General features: G+C 66.8%; 17 protein-coding genes. 5 read left to right on the top strand and 12 right to left on the bottom strand.

Annotation, left to right across the window (positions count from 1 at the left end; genetic code table 11):
* Positions 1–66 precede the first annotated feature (66 nt).
* Positions 67–684 (top strand): tRNA-(ms[2]io[6]A)-hydroxylase, encoded by a 618-nt coding sequence (gene miaE / locus K5H97_RS18425; RefSeq protein ID WP_028692591.1) that lies wholly within the window; start codon positions 67–69, stop codon positions 682–684.
* Between the two features lies 1 nt (position 685).
* On the opposite strand, the gene K5H97_RS18420 is transcribed toward miaE, so the two are convergent.
* Positions 686–1006 (bottom strand): DUF883 family protein, encoded by a 321-nt coding sequence (locus K5H97_RS18420; RefSeq protein ID WP_028692590.1) that lies wholly within the window; start codon positions 1004–1006, stop codon positions 686–688.
* 131 nt (positions 1007–1137) lie between these two features.
* On the opposite strand from K5H97_RS18420, the gene K5H97_RS18415 reads away from it, so the two are divergent.
* Together K5H97_RS18415 and K5H97_RS18410 are read left to right on the top strand one after the other, a co-directional pair.
* Positions 1138–1401, top strand: a complete 264-nt coding sequence (locus K5H97_RS18415; RefSeq protein ID WP_028692589.1) for a hypothetical protein — start codon at positions 1138–1140, stop codon at positions 1399–1401.
* Positions 1402–1467: 66 nt separating this feature from the next.
* Entirely contained in the window at positions 1468–2409 is a 942-nt protein-coding gene (locus K5H97_RS18410) for a carbon-nitrogen hydrolase family protein (protein WP_028692588.1), read from the top strand.
* 24 nt (positions 2410–2433) lie between these two features.
* On the opposite strand, the gene K5H97_RS18405 is transcribed toward K5H97_RS18410, so the two are convergent.
* Both K5H97_RS18405 and K5H97_RS18400 read right to left on the bottom strand, forming a co-directional pair.
* Positions 2434–2904, bottom strand: a complete 471-nt coding sequence (locus K5H97_RS18405) for an LEA type 2 family protein (protein WP_028692587.1) — start codon at positions 2902–2904, stop codon at positions 2434–2436.
* A 70-nt stretch (positions 2905–2974) separates the two neighbouring features.
* The gene (locus tag K5H97_RS18400) at positions 2975–3880 is read right to left on the bottom strand and encodes a LysR family transcriptional regulator (RefSeq protein ID WP_028692586.1); all 906 of its coding nucleotides are present in this window, start codon (positions 3878–3880) and stop codon (positions 2975–2977) included.
* A 102-nt stretch (positions 3881–3982) separates the two neighbouring features.
* Here K5H97_RS18400 and K5H97_RS18395 point away from each other — a divergent pair, with 102 nt between their 5' ends.
* Positions 3983–5062 (top strand): extracellular solute-binding protein, encoded by a 1080-nt coding sequence (locus K5H97_RS18395; protein WP_028692585.1) that lies wholly within the window; start codon positions 3983–3985, stop codon positions 5060–5062.
* A gap of 23 nt (positions 5063–5085) precedes the next feature.
* The gene (gene speB / locus K5H97_RS18390) at positions 5086–6048 is read left to right on the top strand and encodes an agmatinase (protein WP_028692584.1); all 963 of its coding nucleotides are present in this window, start codon (positions 5086–5088) and stop codon (positions 6046–6048) included.
* A 53-nt stretch (positions 6049–6101) separates the two neighbouring features.
* Here speB and K5H97_RS18385 read toward each other — a convergent pair whose 3' ends face one another.
* The 9 genes from K5H97_RS18385 to K5H97_RS18345 form a co-directional block, all read right to left on the bottom strand.
* On the bottom strand, positions 6102–7178 hold the full coding sequence (locus K5H97_RS18385) for an autotransporter domain-containing protein (protein ID WP_028692583.1): 1077 nt from the start codon (positions 7176–7178) through the stop codon (positions 6102–6104).
* Between the two features lie 320 nt (positions 7179–7498).
* A complete protein-coding gene (locus tag K5H97_RS18380; RefSeq protein WP_028692582.1) occupies positions 7499–8293 on the bottom strand; it encodes an endonuclease/exonuclease/phosphatase family protein in 795 nt (264 codons plus the stop codon).
* A 168-nt stretch (positions 8294–8461) separates the two neighbouring features.
* The gene (gene glgX / locus K5H97_RS18375; RefSeq protein WP_028692581.1) at positions 8462–10615 is read right to left on the bottom strand and encodes a glycogen debranching protein GlgX; all 2154 of its coding nucleotides are present in this window, start codon (positions 10613–10615) and stop codon (positions 8462–8464) included.
* A gap of 172 nt (positions 10616–10787) precedes the next feature.
* Positions 10788–11027, bottom strand: coding sequence for a DUF2934 domain-containing protein (locus K5H97_RS18370; RefSeq protein WP_028692580.1), 240 nt, complete (start codon positions 11025–11027; stop codon positions 10788–10790).
* A 20-nt stretch (positions 11028–11047) separates the two neighbouring features.
* Positions 11048–13822: a malto-oligosyltrehalose synthase gene (locus K5H97_RS18365; protein ID WP_028692579.1), complete on the bottom strand. Its 2775-nt coding sequence runs from the start codon at positions 13820–13822 to the stop codon at positions 11048–11050.
* The gene (gene malQ / locus K5H97_RS18360) at positions 13819–15888 is read right to left on the bottom strand and encodes a 4-alpha-glucanotransferase (RefSeq protein ID WP_028692578.1); all 2070 of its coding nucleotides are present in this window, start codon (positions 15886–15888) and stop codon (positions 13819–13821) included. Before malQ ends, K5H97_RS18365 begins: the two co-directional genes overlap by 4 nt.
* A complete protein-coding gene (gene treZ / locus K5H97_RS18355; protein ID WP_028692577.1) occupies positions 15885–17627 on the bottom strand; it encodes a malto-oligosyltrehalose trehalohydrolase in 1743 nt (580 codons plus the stop codon). Before treZ ends, malQ begins: the two co-directional genes overlap by 4 nt.
* Positions 17628–17641: 14 nt before the next feature.
* On the bottom strand, positions 17642–19201 hold the full coding sequence (gene glgA / locus K5H97_RS18350; protein WP_028692576.1) for a glycogen synthase GlgA: 1560 nt from the start codon (positions 19199–19201) through the stop codon (positions 17642–17644).
* 491 nt (positions 19202–19692) lie between these two features.
* Positions 19693–19860, bottom strand: a complete 168-nt coding sequence (locus K5H97_RS18345) for a DUF6026 family protein (RefSeq protein ID WP_172402379.1) — start codon at positions 19858–19860, stop codon at positions 19693–19695.
* Positions 19861–20001 lie beyond the last annotated feature (141 nt).

Raw genomic sequence — 20001 nt, 5'->3', positions numbered from 1 at the left:
TGGTGCTCGACGCGGTCGCCGGTATAATCGCCGGTCCTGCCGATGTCCTGTGTGATTGTGAGTGCCATGTCCCTGATTCCCGAAATCGACGCCTTCCTCGGTTGCCGTACCCCTGATGCCTGGATCGAGGCGGCGCTGGCCGACCAGGAGACGCTGCTGATCGATCACAAGAACTGTGAATTCAAGGCCGCCAGCACTGCGCTAAGCCTGATCGCCAAGTACAACACCCACCTGGACCTGATCAACATGATGTCGCGCCTGGCCCGCGAGGAGCTGGTGCACCACGAGCAGGTGCTGCGCCTGATGAAGCGCCGTGGCGTGCCGCTGCGTCCGGTCTCGGCCGGGCGCTATGCCTCGGGCCTGCGGCGGCTGGTGCGTGCCCATGAGCCGGTCAAGCTGGTCGATACCTTGGTGGTGGGCGCCTTCATCGAGGCGCGCAGCTGCGAGCGCTTCGCCGCCCTGGTGCCGCACCTGGATGAAGAGCTCGGCACGTTCTACCACGGCTTGCTCAAGAGCGAGGCACGGCACTATCAGGGCTATCTGAAACTGGCTCACCAGTACGGTGACGAGGCGGATATCGCCAAAGTAGTGGAGCAGGTGCGCGAGGCCGAGGCCGGGCTGATTACCTCACCCGACCAGGAACTGCGCTTCCACAGTGGGATCCCGATGGCGCAAGCCGCCTGAGCTATTGCCGGCGTCCGAGCAAGAGGCCGACCACCAGGCCGAAGCCCGCGGAGATCGCCACCGTCTGCCAGGGATGGCCGCCAATGTATTCCTGGGTCGCCTCGACCACCGGCTGCGCCTTCTCCCCCAGCCGGCCAGTGGCTTCGCGTGCCTGGCGCAGTTTCAGCCCCAGTTGCGCCCTCAGGCCCTCTGCTTCTTCCCCGACCAGCGACGCGCTGTCGCTGAGCAGTTTCTCCGACTCCTCGATCAATGCCTGCAGTTCGCTGAATACCTGATCCTTGATCTGGTCGTTGTCGGCTTGCGCGGCGGTTTTCCTGGCCATGTACACATCCTCATGAAGGGTTGGGCGTTGAACAGTGGATGCCACGGCGCCGGGAAAGTTGCAGCGGCGTACCGATGGCCCGTCGCTAAGTGTAAGATAGCGTCCATTTTCCAGCGGCAGGTAATACCCCCATGAGTTTCAATCTGGCCAACATGAGCTTCCAGGAACGGGCGCAGATCGAGGCAGAGAAGGCGCGTTTGTTCGAGTACTGGCAGAACAACCTTGCCAAGGCCAAGGGCGAGGCCGCGCGGCTGATCGCGGAGAAACCGCGGCGCAAGGGCAAGTGGGCAGAATGGGTGCGCGCCGAACTCGACGGCATGTCGCCAGTGGAGTTCAACCAGCTGGTACGCAGTGAAGTGAACAAGATGATGGCCGCCGCCAGCGCCAACCGCTGAGTCAGGCGAACACTTGCGCTGAGGCGGCGCGCACCTTTCGGCTTTCTTCTGACAGGAGTCTCCAAGATGCCAAGATCCATCGTTGCCGCCTTGCAGATCGGTTCGCTGCCGGCGGGCAAGGCCGCTACCCTGGCGCAGATCCTCGACTACGAGCAGGCCATCCGCGAGGCCGGCGCCAGCCTAGTGGTGATGCCCGAGGCGTTGCTCGGCGGTTATCCGAAAGGCGAGGGGTTTGGCACCCAGCTCGGTTATCGCCTGCCTGAAGGGCGCGAAGCCTTCGCCCGCTATTTCGCCAACGCCATCGATGTACCGGGCGTCGAGACCGAAGCGCTGGCCGGGTTGGCGGCACGGACCGGCGCGAGCCTGGTGCTCGGGGTGATCGAGCGCAGCGGCAACACCCTGTACTGCACCGTGCTGTTCTTCGAGCCCGTGGGCGGTCTGGTGGCCAAGCACCGCAAGCTGATGCCCACCGGCACCGAGCGGCTGATCTGGGGCAAGGGTGACGGCTCCACGCTACCGGTGGTGGAGGGCCGCGCCGGGCGCATCGGCGCGGCGGTGTGCTGGGAGAACTACATGCCGCTGCTGCGCACCGCGATGTACGCCAAGGGCGTGCAACTGTGGTGCGCGCCGACGGTGGATGAGCGCGAACTGTGGCAGATCAGCATGCGCCACATCGCCGCCGAAGGGCGTTGTTTCGTCATCAGCGCCTGCCAGGTGCAGGATTCTCCGGCGGCGCTGGGTCTTGAGGTGGCCAACTGGCCGGCCGAGCGGCCGTTGATCAACGGTGGCAGCGTGATCGTCGGCCCCCTCGGCGAGGTGCTGGCCGGGCCGCTGGTGGGCGAGCGCGGCCTGCTCTGCGCCGAAATCGATACCGACGAGCTGGTGCGTGCGCGCTACGACTTCGATGTGGTCGGCCACTATGCGCGGCCGGACGTGTTCGAGCTCAGCGTGGACGAGCGTCCGCGTCCCGGCGTGCGCTTTGTCGGTCAAGCCACTGCTGGCAAGTGATCGTTCGTTTGCTCGACAACAGGTTCACCATCCGGCGCTTGTGGCTGCGGGCAGGTCCAGTTTGCCTTTGTCGGTGAAGCGTACGGTGCCCAGCGGGCCGCTTGCCAGTTTGCCGCGCAATACATAGGGCAGGCCCTGCAGGGACTCCACCCGGCTCAGGCCATAGGCCTGGCGCAGAAAGGCAAAGGCGGTGATGCTCACCGGCACCACGATCACCGCTTCGTCGTAGCGGCCAATATGCCCGCGCTGGTCGCTCACCCCGGCGGCCAGGGGCTGGTCGTTGACTTCCAGGTTGAGGGCGATGCCATTGAAGTCCACGGGGGTTTCGTTGGGGTTCTGCACGCGGATCTTCACCGCCATGCGCAGCTCCAGATCCTGGCCGGGCAGAGGATCGATACCGATCACGCTGATGTTCAGCGGATCACGCGCCTGGAACAGGGCGCAGGCACTCAGGCCAAGGGTCAGCAGCAGGATCAGACAGACGCGGGCATGCATGGTGATCGGGACCTCGGGGCACGGGCGAGTCCGCAGTGTGGCAAATGCGCGGCGGCGAGGAAAGCGGGGCTCAGTGCGTTCCCTGTTCGACAAAGACACGGTGCAGATCCTCCATGAACGCCTGCTGCGCCTCACCGGGCTCCTGCCCACGGTGCCGCGCCAAGGTAAACGGCACCACGAAATCCAGTGTCGGGTCCAGTGCCCGCAACAGTCCCTGGGCTTCCCAGGGCGCGGCGCAGTGGCAGGGCAGGTAGCCGATATGCTGGCCTGACAGGATCAGGGTCAGCGCGCTGTCGATCTGCTCCGCCACCGCCAGGCTGTGGCGGCTCTGGAAGGGTTCACCTTGCTTGAGAAAACGATAGGGATGACAGACCTGGTCGGCCTCCAGCAAGTGCTCGCGACTGACCAGGGACCGGTCGAACAGTTCATGCCCCAGGCCACAGTAGAGTCGCTGGCGTTCCTCGAACAACGGCAGGTAATCGAACGCCGCCTGGTTGCCGGAAAAGTAGCTGATGGCGCAGTCCAGGCGCTGCTCCAGCAACAGCCGCTCAAGCTCGGCGGGTGGCGCACTGGTCAATTCAAGGCGCACCTGCTCGTCGCGTTGACGGAACCGGGCGATGGCCCGGGCCAGGCGCAAGGTGACCTCGCGGTCCTGGTTCTCGGCCAGGCCGATGCGCAGCGTGCCGAGCAAACGCCCGGCCACGCCGTTGGCCTGTTGGCGAAACTGTTCGATCTGCAGCAGCAGGCCGCGGGTCGCCTGGAGCAGCAGCTCGCCTTTCTCGGTCAGCCGGAAGCCGCCCTTGCCACGGCTGCACAGGCGATAACCCAGGCGGGTCTCGAGCCTGGCCATTTGCTGGCTGATGCTGGGCTGGCTGAGCCCCAGCACGCCCTGGGCGGCGCTGAAGCCGCCGGCCTCGACTACAGTGACGAACAGCCGCAGCAGGTGCAGGTCGGGGTCGTGCAATTGTCCGAGCATTACATTGATCCTGGTGAATGTCAGCTTTGAATAGTTGTCATTTTTACAATGTAACCCGGCAGGCATGCTGGCGGCATCCACCCCCAAGCCGAGGTGCCCGCCATGCGTCGAACGTTGTGCCTGCTTTCATTGCTGATCGCCCTGCCACTGCAGGCCGAGGAGAAGGTCGTCAACCTGTACAGCTGGGCCGATTATGTCGCCCCGCAAACCCTGGCGCGGTTCGAGCAGGAGACCGGCTACAAGGTCCGCTACGACACCTTCGACACCACCGAGGTGCTGGAAACCAAGCTGCTCACCGGCGGCAGTGGCTACGACGTGGTGGTGCCGTCGGCCACGGTGCTGGCCCGGGCACTCAAGGCCGGTGCCCTGCAGCCGCTCGATGCCCAGGCGCTGCCCGGCTATGCCAACCTTGACCCGGACCTGCTGACCAAGCTGGCCGAGGCAGATCCCGGCAACCGCCATGCCGTGCCGTACACCTGGGGCACGCTGGGTCTGGGGGTGAATGTCGAGGCCGTGCGCCAGCGCCTCGGTGACGTGCCGCTGGACAGCCTCGACTTGCTGTTCAAGCCCGAATACGCCAGTCGCCTGAAGGACTGCGGGATCGCCATGCCGGACTCGCCCCAGGAGGTGATCGGGGTGACCCTCAACTACCTGGGCAAGGACCCGTACAGCCAGAGCAAGGCCGACCTGGACGCCGCCCAGGCGTTGTTGCAGCAGTTGCAGCCATCGATCAGCTACGTGGCCAACGGTCGCCAGATCAACGACCTGGCCAACGGCAGCGTGTGCCTGGCGCTGACCTACAACGGCGATGCGGCCATGGCCGCCGACCAGGCCCGACGCGCCGGCAAGCCGTTCGAGCTGATCTACCGCATTCCCCGCGAGGGCACGCTGGTCTGGCAGGACAACCTGGTGATCCCCAAGGACGCGCCGCACCCCGAGGCGGCCCGCGCCTTCATCGCCTTCATGCTGCGCCCCGAGTCGGTGGCGGCACTGACCAACACGCTGTTCTTCGCCAACGCCAACCAGGCCGCCACGCCGCTGGTGGACGCGGCAATCCGCAATGACCCGGACATCTACCCATCGGCCGAGGTGCGCCAGCGCCTGTTTGCCGACCGCAGCATGGCGTTGTCCGACCTGCGCCAGCGCAACCGCCTGTGGACCACCTTCCGCAGCCGCCAGTGAACAACAACGACAGGAGACAGACCGTGGACCTCGCCCAGGACAACGACCAGGCCATGACCCGTGACAGCCTCTACGGCACCGCCGCCGAGAGCACCTACGCCGGTATTACCAGTTTTTCCCGGCGCCGCTACAGCCGCGACCTGCGCGGTGTCGACGTGGTGGTCAACGGGGTGCCGTTCGACACCGCCACCAGCAACCGCCCCGGCGCGCGCTTCGGCCCGCGGGCGATCCGCGCCGCCTCGGTGCAGCAGGCGTGGGCCCGCCACTGGCCCTGGACGTTCGACCCGTTCGATCACCTGGCGGTGATCGACTACGGTGACTGCGCGTTCGACAGCGGCACGCCAGCCTCGGTGCCGGACAGCATCGAGGCACACGCCGAGCACATCCTCGGGGCCGGCTGCGCCATGCTCACCCTCGGTGGCGACCACTTCATCAGCTACCCGCTGCTCAAGGCTCATGCCCGCCAGCACGGTCCGCTGGCGCTGATCCACTTCGACGCCCACAGCGACACCTGGCCGGACGAGGAGGGCAAGCGCATCGATCACGGCACCATGTTCTGGCACGCGGCGCGCGAAGGCCTGGTGGACCCGGCGCATTCGGTGCAGATCGGCCTGCGCACCACCAATGACGACAGCCAGGGCTTCGCCATCCTCGATGCCCGTCAGGTGCATCGCCAGGGCACCGAGGCGATCATCGCCGCGATCCGTCAGCGGGTGGGGGACAGGCCGGTCTACCTGACCTTCGATATCGACTGCCTGGATCCGGCCTTCGCGCCTGGCACCGGCACGCCGGTATGCGGCGGGCTGAGCACGGTGCAGGCACTGGAAATTCTCGGCGGCTTGCGCGGGATCAACCTGGTGGGGATGGACCTGGTGGAGGTGGCGCCGGCCTATGACCATGCCGATATCACCGCGCTGGCCGGGGCAACGCTGGCGATGGAGATGCTGTGCCTGTATGCGGCGCGGCACAAGGTGGACCAGGCCTGATCGACAACGCGACGCACGGCCTCATCGCAAACCGGCGATGAGGCCGAACCCGTCTACCAGCGCATTCTCACGCCAAGGCTGCCGATCAAGCCGTTGAGGTCGTTGTCATCCACGTCGGAGCTGTAGTCGGCGCTGACGAACAGCGCCACGTTCGGCGTCACCCGGGCCACCAGGCCCAAGCCCAGTTCCACCGTGGTGGCGCTGCGCGAACTGGAGATCTTGTCGACCTGGTCGAGCTTCACCGAATCGGCATTGCTGAAGTCGTACCAGACGTTGGTGCGCACATAGGGTTCGATGGGCATGCCGCGCACTTCGTAGCGCGCCGACAGCTTGGCACCGACCCGGCCACTCCAGCTGGGCTGGCTGTCGAAGGCCTGCAGGGTTTCCTCCTGTACCTGGCTACCCGGGAAGAACTGCTGGTTGATCAACTGCGCCTGGGGCTCGATCACCCAGCCGGCGCCCAGGCCGATGGGATAGCCGCCTTGCACCGAGAGCGTCATGGCATGACCACTGTCGTCGAAGCGCTGCCCCGCCTGTGAGCGGCCGTTGACATCGATGCGTGTGCCCATGGCCAGTGCATCCACGTGCCAGCCCTGTTCATGGGTCATGCTCCAGTACACCCCGAGGCTCTCGCCACTGAGGTTTACCGCGTCACGCTGCTTGTCGCCCAGCAGCGGGCGCATGCCGTTGAAGCTGCTCTGCAGGTTGTTGTGACCGACGAAGATCCCCGCGCGGTGCACGTTGCCGCCGCTGGTTTCACGCACGAACAGGTCCGGGCCGATCAGCATCTGCTGGCTGGGTGCCTCCACCTGCGCTGGCGGCTGGGCGCCCGGGCGCGGCGTGCCAGGGAAGAACTGCGCCCACTGGCTGGCGATAGGGTTGGTGTCGGGCTGGCCATGACGTTCATCCATGCGCTCGGAGAAGGCGCTGAGCAGGCCCTGGTTGAGGCCGCTGACGCTGACCGGATCGAGCGACAATCGCGGCACCTCGGGCTGCGCCAGGACGGGGGCGAAGGGTTCGCCCTCCTGGGTTTCGAAGGCGAAGGTTTCCACCGGGGTTGCCAAGAGCAGCGACGTGGAAACCGCACAGAAAAAAGCGTCGAAGCGCGAAGGATTCGAGGTGCTTTTCATGGCGGATCTCCTGTTGGTGTGTGAAGTGAACAGCCCAAGACCTGGCCTGATGTCACGTGCTGTACGACAAGAACAGGGGCGACACGAACCAGCGCACCAACCTTCTGGAGAGCGCACGAAGGCGCGCGCTAGAGGCCCGGCACGAGTTTTTACGTCTGGTGATTACTGTTCAGCTAAGGAGAGGACAGCGCTTGCGTCAAGAAAACGTGAATGGATTGCAAAATTACTGTTTGACAGCTCAACCTATTGAATTTATGTGATTTTTAAGCGTGCATATCGAAAATGGTGATTTGCCGTGCGGCGGCTATGCCGAATCGTTGCTACAACCGCACTTCCACTGCCAGCGGCAGATGGTCGGAGAGGTGGGTCCAGGGTTTGTTGCCAAGGATTCTCGGTGCGTGGCTTTCGGCGTTGCGCAGGTAGATACGGTCCAGGCGCAGCAGCGGCAGGCGCGCGGGGTAGGTGCGGGCCAGCAGGCCATGGTGGCGCTCGAAGGCCTCGTGCAGACCATGCTGCAGCCCCAGGGTGTGGTTGCCGCGCAGCCGCCAGTCGTTGAAATCGCCGGCGATGATCACCGGGGCGTCGGCGGGCAGGGCGTCGAGCAGCCGGCGCAGCAGGTGCAGCTGTTGCTGGCGGTGGCGCTCGAGCAACGACAGGTGCACGCAGATGGCATGCACCTGGCGCCGCCCGGGTACGTCCAGCACGCAATGCAGCAGGCCGCGGCGCTCGGGGCCGGTGATCGACACGTCGAGGTTGCGGTGCTCGATGATCGGGTACTTCGACAGCAGCGCATTGCCGTGGTGGCCGTCGGGGTAGACCGCGTTGCGGCCATAGGCGAAGTCGCTCCACATGCTGTCGGCGAGGAATTCGTACTGCGAGGTCCGCGGCCAGCCGGGGTAGCGCGCGGCGTGGCGGTCATGGCTGCCGAGCACCTCCTGGAGGAACACGATGTCGGCCCCGGTGCTGCGCACCGCCTCGCGCAGCTCTGGCAGGATGAAGCGTCGGTTGAAGGCGGTGAAGCCCTTGTGGGTGTTGACCGTCAGTACCTTGACCCGGTGCACGGCCGGCGCCTGGTTGACGTTGGCGAAACCTGGACTGCCGGCTTCGAGGTTCACGGGTGCTCCTGGCTGACGGGGCCGCTTTGCGGCCCATCGCGACACAAGGCCGCTCCCAAAGGAGATCGCGGCCTCTGTGGGAGCGGCCTTGTGTCGCGATGGGCTGCGCAGCAACCCCAGGTTTTTACTGACACAACACAGTCTAGGACAGGCCTTCCCCTTTGGGGTTCAGTCCTCCTCGCGCTGCAGCACCAGCAACAGCAATGACCGTCCAGTGACCTCGAACACCGTGTCGAACGCCAGGTGCTGCGGCTTGCGCAACTCGGGCCGGTCGGTGTCCACCAGGCAGCTCCAGTAGTCGCCCTCCGGCACCGCCGGCAGGGTGAACGGCACCACGTCGTGGTAGGCATTGACGATCAGCAGCATGGTCGCCTCGGCGCCCGGCCGGGCAATGCCGCTGACCTGGGCGCGACCGTCCATCAGCATGCCCAGGCAGCGCCCGTGCGGGTCTTCCCACTGCTCGACGGTCATCTCGCTGGCGTCCGGGGCCAGCCAGGTGACGTCCTTGACGCCAATCGCCTCGTTGTAGTCGCCGACCAGGAAGCGCGAGCGCCTCAGGATCGGATAGGCCAGGCGCAGCCGGGTCAGGCGCTTGACGAAGGCCATCAGCGCCTGGCCGTCCTCGTCCAGGTCCCAGTTCACCCAGCCGATCTCGCTGTCCTGGCAGTAGGCGTTATTGTTGCCGTGCTGGGTGCGGCTGAATTCGTCGCCGGCGACGATCATCGGCGTGCCCTGGGCCAGCAGCAGTGTGGCGAAGAAGTTGCGCATCTGGCGCATGCGCAGGGCGTTGATCGCCGGGTCGTCGGTGGGGCCTTCGACGCCGCAGTTCCACGATAGGTTGTTGTCGGTGCCGTCCTGGTTGTTCTCGTCGTTGTCCTCGTTGTGCTTGTCGTTGTACGACACCAGGTCGCGCAACGTGAAACCGTCATGGGCGGTGATGAAGTTGACCGAGGCGTAGGGGCGTCGACCACGGTTGTTGAACAGGTCGCCCGAGGCGGTCATGCGCGAGGCGAAGTCGGCAAGCATGCTTTCGTCGCCCTTCCAGAAGCTGCGCACGGTGTCGCGGAAGCGATCATTCCACTCGGCCCAGCCAGGGGCGAAGTTGCCTACCTGGTAGCCGCCCGGGCCGCAGTCCCAGGGTTCGGCGATCAGCTTGGTCTGGCTGAGCATCGGGTCCTGGCGGCAGGCGACAAGAAAGCCGTGTCGCTCGCTGTAGCCGTCGTGATAGCGGCCGAGGATGGTTGCCAGGTCGAAGCGAAAGCCGTCCACGTGCATCTCGCCGGCCCAGTAGCGCAGCGAGTCGGTGACCAGTTGCAGCACCCGGGGGTGGCTCAGGTCGAGGGTGTTGCCGGTGCCCGAATCGTTGATGTAGAAACGCCGGTCATCGGGCATCAGGCGGTAGTACGAGGCGTTGTCGATGCCGCGCATTGACAGGGTCGGTCCGCGCTCGTTGCCTTCGGCGGTGTGGTTGTAGACCACGTCGAGAATCACCTCGAGCCCGGCGTCGTGCAGGTGCGCAACCATCTCCTTGAACTCGGCGATCTTGCCGCTGGCCAGGTAGCGCGGATGGGGCGCGAAGAAGGCGATGCTGTTGTAGCCCCAGTAGTTGTTCAGGCCCTTGTCCAGCAGGTGCTGGTCGTTGACGAAGGCATGGATCGGCAGCAGCTCGATGCTCGATACGCCAAGTTCCTTGATATGCGCCAGCAGCTCGTCGTTGGCCAGCCCGGCGAAGGTGCCGCGCAGGTGCTCGGGCACCGCCGGGTGGCGCATGCTGATGCCGCGGGTGTGGGCTTCATAGATGATGGTGCGCTCCCACGGGATCGACACGCGCTGGTCGCGACCCCAGGTGAAGGCCGGGTCGATGACCTTGCACTTGGGCACGAATGCCGCGCTGTCCCGCTCATCGAACGACAGGTCGGCATCGGGGTGGCCGATGGTGTAGCCGAACAGCGCCTCGGACCATTTCAGCGAGCCGACCAGCTGCTTGGCGTAGGGGTCGATCAGCAGTTTGTTGGGGTTGAAACGGTGGCCGTTCTCGGGGTCGTACGGGCCGTGCACACGGTAGCCGTAGACCAGGCCAGGGTGGGCGTCCGGCAAGTAGCCGTGATAGATCTCGTCGGTGTACTCGGGCAGTTCTATGCGCTCTATTTCCTGCTCGCCGCTGGCGTCGAACAGGCACAGCTCGACCTTGGTGGCGTTGGCCGAGAAAAGCGCGAAGTTGACCCCCAGGCCGTCCCAGGTGGCGCCGAGCGGAAAGGGCAGGCCTTCGCGAATGCGCGACGGGGCGACGGAGCGGGTCTTCTTCGGGGTGCGGGGGCTCATGGCGGTCCTCATGGTCCTTGGGGCGGAAGCGGGGCCGCTGTGCGGCCCATTGCTGCGGATCGTCGCTACGACAAGCCAGCTCCCACAGGTACAGCGGTACTCGAGAAGCCTGCACGGACCCTGTGGGAGCTGGCTTGCCAGCGATGAGGCCGGTACAGGCGCTACAAGGCAATCAGCTTGCCGGCTTCTTCACTGCCCTGGGCTTCTTCACCGCCAGCGGTTTTTCCACGGCAGTGGTGGGCTTGGGTTTTGCCGCCGCCTTCTTGCGCGGTGGCGTCTTGGGCGCCAGCGCCTCGGCTTCGGCCAGCTTGCGGGCCTTGTCCCAATGTTCCTCTTCGCGCCCCTCGGGCTTACCCTCCGACTCCCAGATCTGATAGGCGAACTCGCGAATTCGTTTTTCTTCGACGCTCATCTCGACACTCCTGAATGCAGTTAGGCATGTTCAATCAACACATTGACTGGAAACTCCATCAGCACGGTGCTCAACATCAGTTCCCTTGAAGGGGTGACAGCACCGCCGCCGAAAAGTCCCGAGCAGTTGGCAGGCGACAAGGCAAACGGCAGGACAAGCCGGGTGTCGTCCCAGTTCTGTGCCGGGATCAACGGAGTGGTGGCCGGGCCCAGCAGGGCGCTGGCCAACCGCGGTACGACGATGATGGCGCGGGCGTCCTCGCCCAGGCGGGCGAAGGCCAGCACCTTGTCGGCATGGCGCCCGCGCACGGCAAGCGGCAGGTAGGCGCCACGCTGGAACAGTTCGGGGTGGGCCTGGCGGGCGTCCAGCACCCGGGCCACCAGGGCCTGCTTGAGGCGGCCGTCGCGCCAGTGGGCGAGCAGATCGGCCAGGGGCGTTGCGTCGTCCAGGCTGGCCCGTCTTGCAGGGTAGTCCACCGGGCGGCGGTTGTCCGGGTCGACCAGCGACAGGTCCCAGTACTCGTTGCCCTGGTAAAGATCCGGCACGCCGGGCGTGGTCATGCGCAACAGGCACTGCACCAGGCCGTTCAAGGCGCCGGGGCAGGCCAGGCGGCGCGCCGCTTCGTGCAGGGACTGGCGCAACTGCTGGTTTTCGTCGTTCAGCAGCAGGCCGTCGACATAGGCCGCGCAGGCCTGCTCGTAGCGCTCGTTCGGCGCGGCCCAGCTGCTGCGCAGCTTGGCTTCGCGCAGGGCCTTGCGCTGCCATTGGCGGATGCGTTCGGCATAGGCGCGCAGGGCCGTTGGGTCATGCAGGTCGAGGGTCAGCGGCCAGCTGCCGAGCACCGTCTGCAACAGCAGCAGTTCGTCGGCGGGGCTGGGGGCCTCGCCATCGTCCAGTGCTTCGCGCAGCGGCGCGGCCAGCTCGCGCCAGTGCTCGACGCGGCTGGCCAGCCAGGGGCCGTGCTCGCTGAGCACGGCCAGGCGCGCCCGGCAATCCTCGCCGCGCTTGTGATCGTGGGTGGCGGTGGCCAACAGGTTGTCGGGGAAGTCGCGCAGGCGGCGCTGGGCCTCGTTGTGGAACCAGGCCGGCGCGGCGCTGAAGCGCTCGGCGTCGAAGCCCACGTCGTTGCGCGACAGCAGGCGGGCCGAGCGATAGAACGCGGTGTCCTCGACGGCCTTTGCGGCGCTGGGCGCGGTCAGTTGCTGGAAGCGCACGCAGGCATGGCGCAGGTGCTTGCGCGGCCGGCCCGGCGGCAAGCGGCGCCACGGCTGGCCACCGAGCCAGCGCTCTAGCTGCTCGAGCAGCGGCCAGTCGGCTTCGCCCAGTGACTGCCGCGCCCCGGCCAACGCCTGCTGGAAAAACGCCTCGTCCTCGGCGGGGCGGCCACAGGCGTTGATGTAGGTGCGGTATACCGGGTAGTGTTCGACCAGCGCCTGCAGCGCCCGGCGAATGGCGCCGAGGGTGAGGTCGCGGGTCATCAGGTCGTCGCGGGCCACCTGCAGCAGGGCCTGGGCCACCGACTCGCAGTCGCCGGCCAGGCTGGCGTTGAGTACCAGGTGGCGGGCAGTGCGCACCTCCTCGGCGAACTCGGGGCGCTCGCTGACGCTGTTCCACAACTCGCCCAGCGGCCCCTCGCCGGCGGGATCGTGCTGCAGCAACGACACCTGGTTCATGAACTCGTAGCCGGTGGTACCGTCGGTGAGCCAGTCGCGGTGCAGGTGTTCGTCGGCGCCGAGGATTTTCTCCACATAGATCGGGAAGTGCGCCAGTGCGGCATCCAGTGGCCGTCGCGCCAGCAAGCGGTCGACCCGGCGGCGCAGGTTGCGGCAGTAGCGTCGCGGATCGGCCAGGCCATCGATATGGTCGATGCGCAGGCCGTCCACCAGGCCGCGTTCGATCAGCTCGAACAGCTTGGCATGGGTGGCCTCGAACACCACCGCGCGCTCGACGCGCAGGCCACCGAGTTCGTTGATGTCGAAGAAGCGCCGCCAGTTGATGTCGTCGGCGGCGGTGCGCCAGCTGGCCAGGCGGTAGGTCTGGCGTTCCAGCAGCAGGTGCAGGCGCTTGAAACCGGCCTCGGTGCGGCTGTCGAAGGCGCCGAGGGCCGCTTGCAGGTCCGCGCCGGCGGCGGCCAGGCGCGCCAGCTCGTGCTGCAGGGACAGGGCCGCGGCCAGTGGGTCGTCGGCCTCGCCGAGGGCGCTGAAGTGCGCGGCCAGTGCCTGCAGGCGCGGATCCTCGGCCTGATCGAGGATGCGCCCGTAGTCCAGCGGACAGATCGGGAAGCGATGTTCATGGTGGGCCACCTCGAAACGCCCCTGTGGCGCCTCGAAGGTCAGCGGGATCTCGCCGTTTTGCAGGGCCGCGCCGTAATCGCTGCCCAGGAACGGCAGCAACAGTTGCCCGGCCAGCAACGGGTCGCTGGAATGCCACTGGATATCGAAGAATTCCGCATAGGGGCTGCGCCGGCCCCAGGCCAGCAGGCTCTGCCACCAGGGATTGTCGGCGCCGCCGACGGCCATGTGGTTGGACACGGTGTCGAGGATCAGCCCCATGCCGTGCTGGCGCAAGACGGCCACCAGGCGTTCGAGCGCCGCCTCGCCGCCAAGCTCCGGGTTGACCCGGGTCGGGTCGACCACGTCGTAGCCATGCCGGGAGCCGGCGCGGGCGGTGAGGATCGGCGAAGCGTACAGGTGGCTGATGCCAAGGCGGGCGAAGTAGGGCACCAGCGGCACCGCGTCATCCAGGGTGAAGTCGCTGTGCAGTTGCAGTCGCAGGGTCGCGGTCAACGGTTTCATCGGTCACGCTCCCAGGCCTGTTCGCGAGCCTGGGCCAGCAGCTCCAGGCGGCGGGCGGCGTCCTCGTCGTCGAGCAGATCGCATGCTGGCGCCTTGAAGCGCCGGCGCCAGTTGGGGTGGCCTTCGGTGGTGCCGGGCAGGTTGGCCTGCTCGTCACTGCCCAGCAGGTCTTCCAGCGGCACCAGTACCAGGGGGGCGCGGGTGTGGCCAACATAGCGGATCGCCGCGTCGATCAGCGCGTCGTCGCCGCGCAGTGGCCCGTAGTTCTGCTCCAGGGTGCGGCGCAGGCCGTCGCGTTCCAGGGCCCGGGTGTGGCGCCAGTGCAGCTCGGTGGCGGCGTCGATCAGTTGCAGGCGATGGCTCCAGTCGATGTCGCGGCCCGCCAGCCAACCGGCCAGGGGCGCCAGGTCGTGGGTGCCGGTGGTGGCCAGGGCATTGTCCGGCCAGTCGAGGATCGGCTTGAGCTGTCCGGGCGCGGCCTGCTCGAACGGTAGCACGCGCATGCCCAGCACGGCCTTGTCGGCCAGGCGTTCGCGCAGGCCCTCGGGCACGGTGCCCAGGTCTTCACCGAGGATGATCGCCTGGTGTCGCGCCGATTCCAGCGCCAGCAGGCGCAGCAGGTCGTCCAGCGGATAGTCCAGATAGGCGCCTTCGCTCGGCTTGGCGCCGCGGGGGATCAGCCACAGCCGGCGCAGGCCCATCACATGGTCGATGCGCAGGCCACCGGCATGGGCCAGGTTGGCCCGCAGCATCTCGATGAACGCGCGGTAGCCGTTGCGCCTGAGGCCTTCGGGGGAGAAGGCGCAGATGCCCCAATCCTGGCCGGAGCGGTTGAGGATGTCCGGTGGCGCGCCGACCTTGAGCTCGGCCAGCAGTTCGTCCTGGCGGCTCCAGGCCTGGCTGCCGGCGCCGTCGGCCCCCACCGCCAGGTCGGCGATCAGGCCTACCGCCATGCCGTTGCCGCGCGCCGCGTCCTGGGCCCGCTGCAGGCTGCGCTCGGTCAGCCACTGGCAGAACGCGTGGAACTCGACCCGCGCCGGATAGGCGTTGGCGAAGGCTTCGACCTCGGGGTGGTAGGGGTCGTGCCAGGCCTTGGGCCAGCGGCGCCAGTCGGCGCCCAGGCCCGTACTGACAGCTTCCGCCTGCAGCACTTCGAAGCGGCAATGGTGCTCCAGTCGCTCGCCGGCGCTGGCGCGGAAACTCTCGAAGTCCTCGCGCAATGGATGCTCGCCCTGGCTGAACTGCCGGTAGAGCGCCTCGAGCAGGCGCAGGCGGGCATCGGCGGCCCGTGGCCAGTCCACCAGCGCCTGCTGCTCCAGCGTGTCGAGGGTCGCCTGCAGGTCGCAGGCCTCGATGGCCATGCGCACCTCGCGCTCGCCAAAGACCACACCGGGGCTGGCGTACAGCACGTTGCGCAGCAGCCGGCTGGAGGGCGAGTAGGGGCTGAAGTGGCGCTGATCGAACGCCGACAGGGTGTGGATCGGGCTGATCGCCAAGGCATCGGCGCCGCGCTCTGCGGCGTTGCGCGCCAGTTGCTCCAGGGCCAGGCAGTCGCCGTAGCCGCCATCGCCGGGGCGGCGCAGGCTGTACAGCTGCGCCGCGATGCCCCAGCAGCGCGGCGGTTGCTGCTCGACGCGGTCCTCCAGGGCATGGCAGCGCGGCGGCGCCACGGCCACGCTGAAGCTGCGGCCATCGATGTCAACCCGGTGGTAGCCCAGCGGCAGCTCGCCCGGCAACCGCGCCTGGGTGTCCAGGGCCAGGTGGCGGAGGCTGCCGTCCTCCAGTGTGCAGTGCGCCTGGCGGTCGGCGGTGAAATAGCGCCGCAGGTCCAGGGGCTGGCCGATATCGACGGTCAGCAGTGGCGGCAGGTGCTCGCTGTCCTCGGCTTGCTCGACGGCGCGCAGGCTGGCAGCGATGGCGGCGGCATCGCCGGCCGGGTGGCCGAGGCCTGCGAGCACTCGGCGCAATACCTCGTCGCTGACCTGCTGCGGGCGGTTGTTGGCGTCGATCCAGTCGCGGGCCAGGCCGACCCGCGCGGCCAGGCGGTGGAGGGGCTGTTCGCTCATGGCGTCTCCTGGTCGGGGGGCAGCAGGCTGACCACGCAGCTGTGCGCGGCGAGGGCCGAGTCGGGGTGGGCGTTGTCGCTGCTGTCGTACAGGCGCCGCTGAAGGGCGGGCAGCGCGACCGGCTGGGGTTGGGCGGCGAGGTTGAGGTCGATGCGCAGCTCGTCGCCATTGCCCAGGCGCCAGCGGGCGGTCAGCGCCTGGTCGCCGAGCACCTCGCTGCCGAGGGCGCGTGCGCCGGGCAGGTGCGGTACGACATGGCGCCGGCGCAGGTCGAGCAATTGCTGGTACAGACCGTGCCAGCCGGCCAGTACATTCCGTTGCCGGGGCCTGGATGAGGCGAAGGTCGCCTCGGCATTCGGGTCGGGTATCTGCTCGCGCTTGTGCGGATCGGCGAAGGCGTCGAAATGGGCGAACTCGCCGCGGCGGCCCTCACGCACGGCGTCGGCCAGCTCATCGTGAAAATCGGTGAAGAACAGGAACGGCTCACGGCTGCCGTCGTCGTCGCCCATGAACAGCAGCGGGATCATCGGCGCCAGCAGCAGCAGCGCGGTGGCGGCGCGCAGGGCCGGCGGTGGGCAGAGGCGGGTGAGGCGTTCACCCAGGGCGCGGTTGCCGATCTGGTCGTGGTTCTGCAAAAACAGCACGAAGGCGCTCGGTGGCAGGTGGCCGCTGGGCTCGCCGCGGGGCGTGCCGTGGCGGTCGGGTTGGCCCTGGAACACGAAGCCTTCGGCCAGGCAGCGGGCCAGCTGGTTGATCGGTCGGTCCTTGTAGTCGGCGTAGTAGCCTTCGGTCTCGCCGGTCAGCAACACATGCAGGGCGTTGTGGCCATCGTCGTTCCACTGCGCGTCGAAGCCTTGCTGCAGCAGTGCGGCCTGGTTGTGCTCGTTTTCCAGCACCAGCCATACGTGACGGCCCGGCTCCACGGCCGCGCGTACCCGTTGCGCCAACTCGACCAGGAAGTCGGGCTGATCGATGGCGTGCACGGCATCCAGGCGCAGGCCATCAATGCGGTAGTCGCACAACCACATCAGGGCGTTCTGGATGAAGTACTCGCGCACCTGCGGGCGACGGAAGTCGATGGCTGCACCCCAGGGAGTCTGCCGGTCCTCGCGAAAGAATGGGCTGGCGTACTGCTGCAGGTAATTGCCGTCGGGGCCAAAATGGTTGTACACCACATCGACCAGCACCATCAGCCCCTGGCCATGTGCCTGGTCGACCAGCTCACACAATTGCTCGGGACTGCCATAAGTGTTTTGCGGCGCATAGGGCAGCACGCCGTCGTAACCCCAGTTCCGCTCGCCAGGGAACTGTCCCAGCGGCATCAGTTCGACGGCGCTGATGCCCAGTTCGGCCAGACGCGGCAGGTGCCGGGCCACCCCGACGTAGCCGTCGAGCAAGCCGACATGCAGCTCCTGGATGACCGCTTCGTGCCAGGGGAGGCCCTGCCAGGGGTGTCGCCAGGCGTAGCTGGCCACATCCACCACCTGGCTCGGCCCCTGTACGCCATCGGGCTGGTAGCGCGAGGCCGGGTCGGCCACCTTCAGTGCATTGTCGATACGGTAGTGGTAACGGTCACCGGCCCGGCACGGGGCCACGCCGGTGTACCAGCCGTCACCGTCGGGCAACAGCTCGATCGCCGGCTGCTGCTCCAGTTCCACGCTCACGCTGCGCGCATCCGGCGCCCAGAGGGCGAAGCGCGCCGACGTGGCGTCCAGCAGGTGTGCGCCATGCCTGTGCATCTTCAATTCCCCGCTCAGTAGTGGCTGTGCTGCGCCTGCTTGACCAAGTCCTCGTACAGGCGTGCATAGGGCTCCACCGCCTGGCACCAGTTGAACGGCTGGGTCATCGACAGGCAGCGCATTGCGTTCAACAGGCTCTTCTTGCCGTACACGTAGAAGGCGCGGGCCAGGGCCTCGCGGTAGCTGTCGACGGTCGAATCGTCGAACAAAAAGCCGGTGACACCGTTCTCGATGGTGTCGGCCAGCCCACCGGTGTTGCGCGCCACTGGCAGCGAGCCGAAGCGCTGGGCGTACATCTGGCTCAGGCCGCAAGGCTCGTAGCGCGACGGCATCAGCAGGAAGTCACTGCCTGCGAACATGCGCCGGGCGTCGGTCTCGTTGAAGCCGATACGCACGCCGATACGGCCCGGATGACGCAGGGCCAGCTCGCGCATGGCCTGTTCCTCCTCGGGTTCGCCGCGGCCGATGATGGCGATCTGGCCGCCCTGCTGGACGATGTAGTCGGCCACCCCCAGGGTCAGGTCCAGGCCTTTCTGGTAGACCAGCCGCGACACCACGGCGAACAGCGGACCGTCCGACGGCTCCAGTTCGAACAGCTCACGTACCTGCTGGGCGTTGCGCGCCTTGCCGGCCCAGTCGTTGAGGCTGAAATTGTGGTGCAGGTGCTGGTCGGTGGCCGAGTCCCAGCTTTCATCGATGCCGTTGGGGATGCCGCCGAGCAGCCCTTGTTGCGCTTTGCTGGCCAGGAAACCGTCCAGGCCGCAGCCGAACTCGGGGGTGGTGATCTCCCGGGCATAGGTGGCGCTGACCGTGGTGATGTGGCTGGAGTACGCCAGGCCGGCCTTGAGGAACGACAGCTTGCCGTAGAACTCCATGCCTTCCTGTTGCATGGCGTGGTCGGGGATCGCCAGCTCCGGGCTGCAGCCGCGGCTGTACACGCCCTGATAGGCCAGGTTGTGGATGGTGAACAGGGTCGGGGTGCTCAAGCCGCGCCAGTGCATGTAGGCCGGGGCCAGCCCGGCCGGCCAGTCGTGGGCGTGCACCAGGTCGGGGCGCCAGTGGGCCATGCCTTCGCCAGCCGCGATTTCCGCCGCCGCCAAGCCCAGGCGGGCGAAGCGGATATGGTTGTCGGGCCAGTCGCGGCCGTTGTTGGCACCATAGGGCGTGCCGTCGCGCTGGTACAGCTCGGGGCAGATCAGCACGTAGATCACCAGGCCGTCGGCCAGGTCCATGCGGCCGATCCTGCACGGTGGCAGGGCTGCGTGGCCACCCAGTTCGCCGACGATATGGATGGGGTTGTCGCTTTCCATTACCTGCCGGTAACCGGGGATCAGTACCCGCACATCGTGCAAATGCGCCAGGGCGCGGGGCAGGGCGGAGGACACGTCGCCCAGGCCGCCGGTCTTGACCAGGTCGGCGATCTCCGAGGTGACGAACAGGATCTTGCGCTTGTTCGGATTGTGCTGGCGCTGGGCGCCGGGTGCCTTGACTGTCGGAGCGAGCGCCGCTGGCAGCGGCTCGCGGCTATCCGGGTTGAATGATTCTACGTGAGGTTCGACAGCGGCACTGATCATACTTCTCTCCGTCCCTTGTTCTGGTGTGTGCTTAACGTTGGCTCGTGGGTGTGCTCTCTGATCGTTGTTGCATCTTCGTAGTGCGGTCCTTGCCCCAGATTCGTGCGCGCAGGCACGGCACGTTCGGCATTCCGGCCGAAAGACGTATGGACTGGTTGGGGTGGGCGGGCCTGGCGTGAGGAAGTCCTTTTGCACCGGCCCACTTAAGTCCTGACCTGCCCGTGCTTTGCAAAGTTCGACTTTTTTACGTCACTTTTTTATGAGCAAAACGCGGGCCGAAACTGTAGTGTAGGAGACCAAATGCAAGAAAAGTGACCCGTTGGTCATGTTTCTCGCGGACGTTTGCCCGCGCAAACGTTGGCGAGTTGTTGCAAAATATGAGGGTCGCAGCGCTACGTCAGGGTTCGACCCGCTACGGGCGCGATACGGCAACAAGAAAGGGCGTCAGTGAGCGGGTGGGAGCCAAGGTGCTCCCACACAGGAAGGGTGAATCAGAGACCGGCTGCCTTGCCGTGCACGCGGGCCTGCTCGAGCAGCAGGTTCAGCTGGGCGACCTGCTGGCGCAGCTGGTCACGTTCGTCCTTCAACTGGCGCAGCTCGTCGCGGCGCACGGTGACGTAGAGGGTCTGGGTGGGAGTGGCTGGCATCAGGGTACCCATGGCACACCTCGCATGGCTGGTGACAATTTGAAGCGTAGTCGCTTCGCGCGGCGCGCATTCTGAATTCTTCGCAGGCCCTTGGGAACTTTTTTGTTTATCGTTGTCGCCCCGTTCGTCGGTGAACCCTCCGCCAGAACGCTG

The organism is Pseudomonas mosselii, assembly GCF_019823065.1.
Taxonomy (GTDB): domain Bacteria; phylum Pseudomonadota; class Gammaproteobacteria; order Pseudomonadales; family Pseudomonadaceae; genus Aquipseudomonas; species Aquipseudomonas mosselii.
Note: the sequence above shows the minus strand (reverse complement) of the source record. Positions and strands in the feature narration are given on the sequence as shown.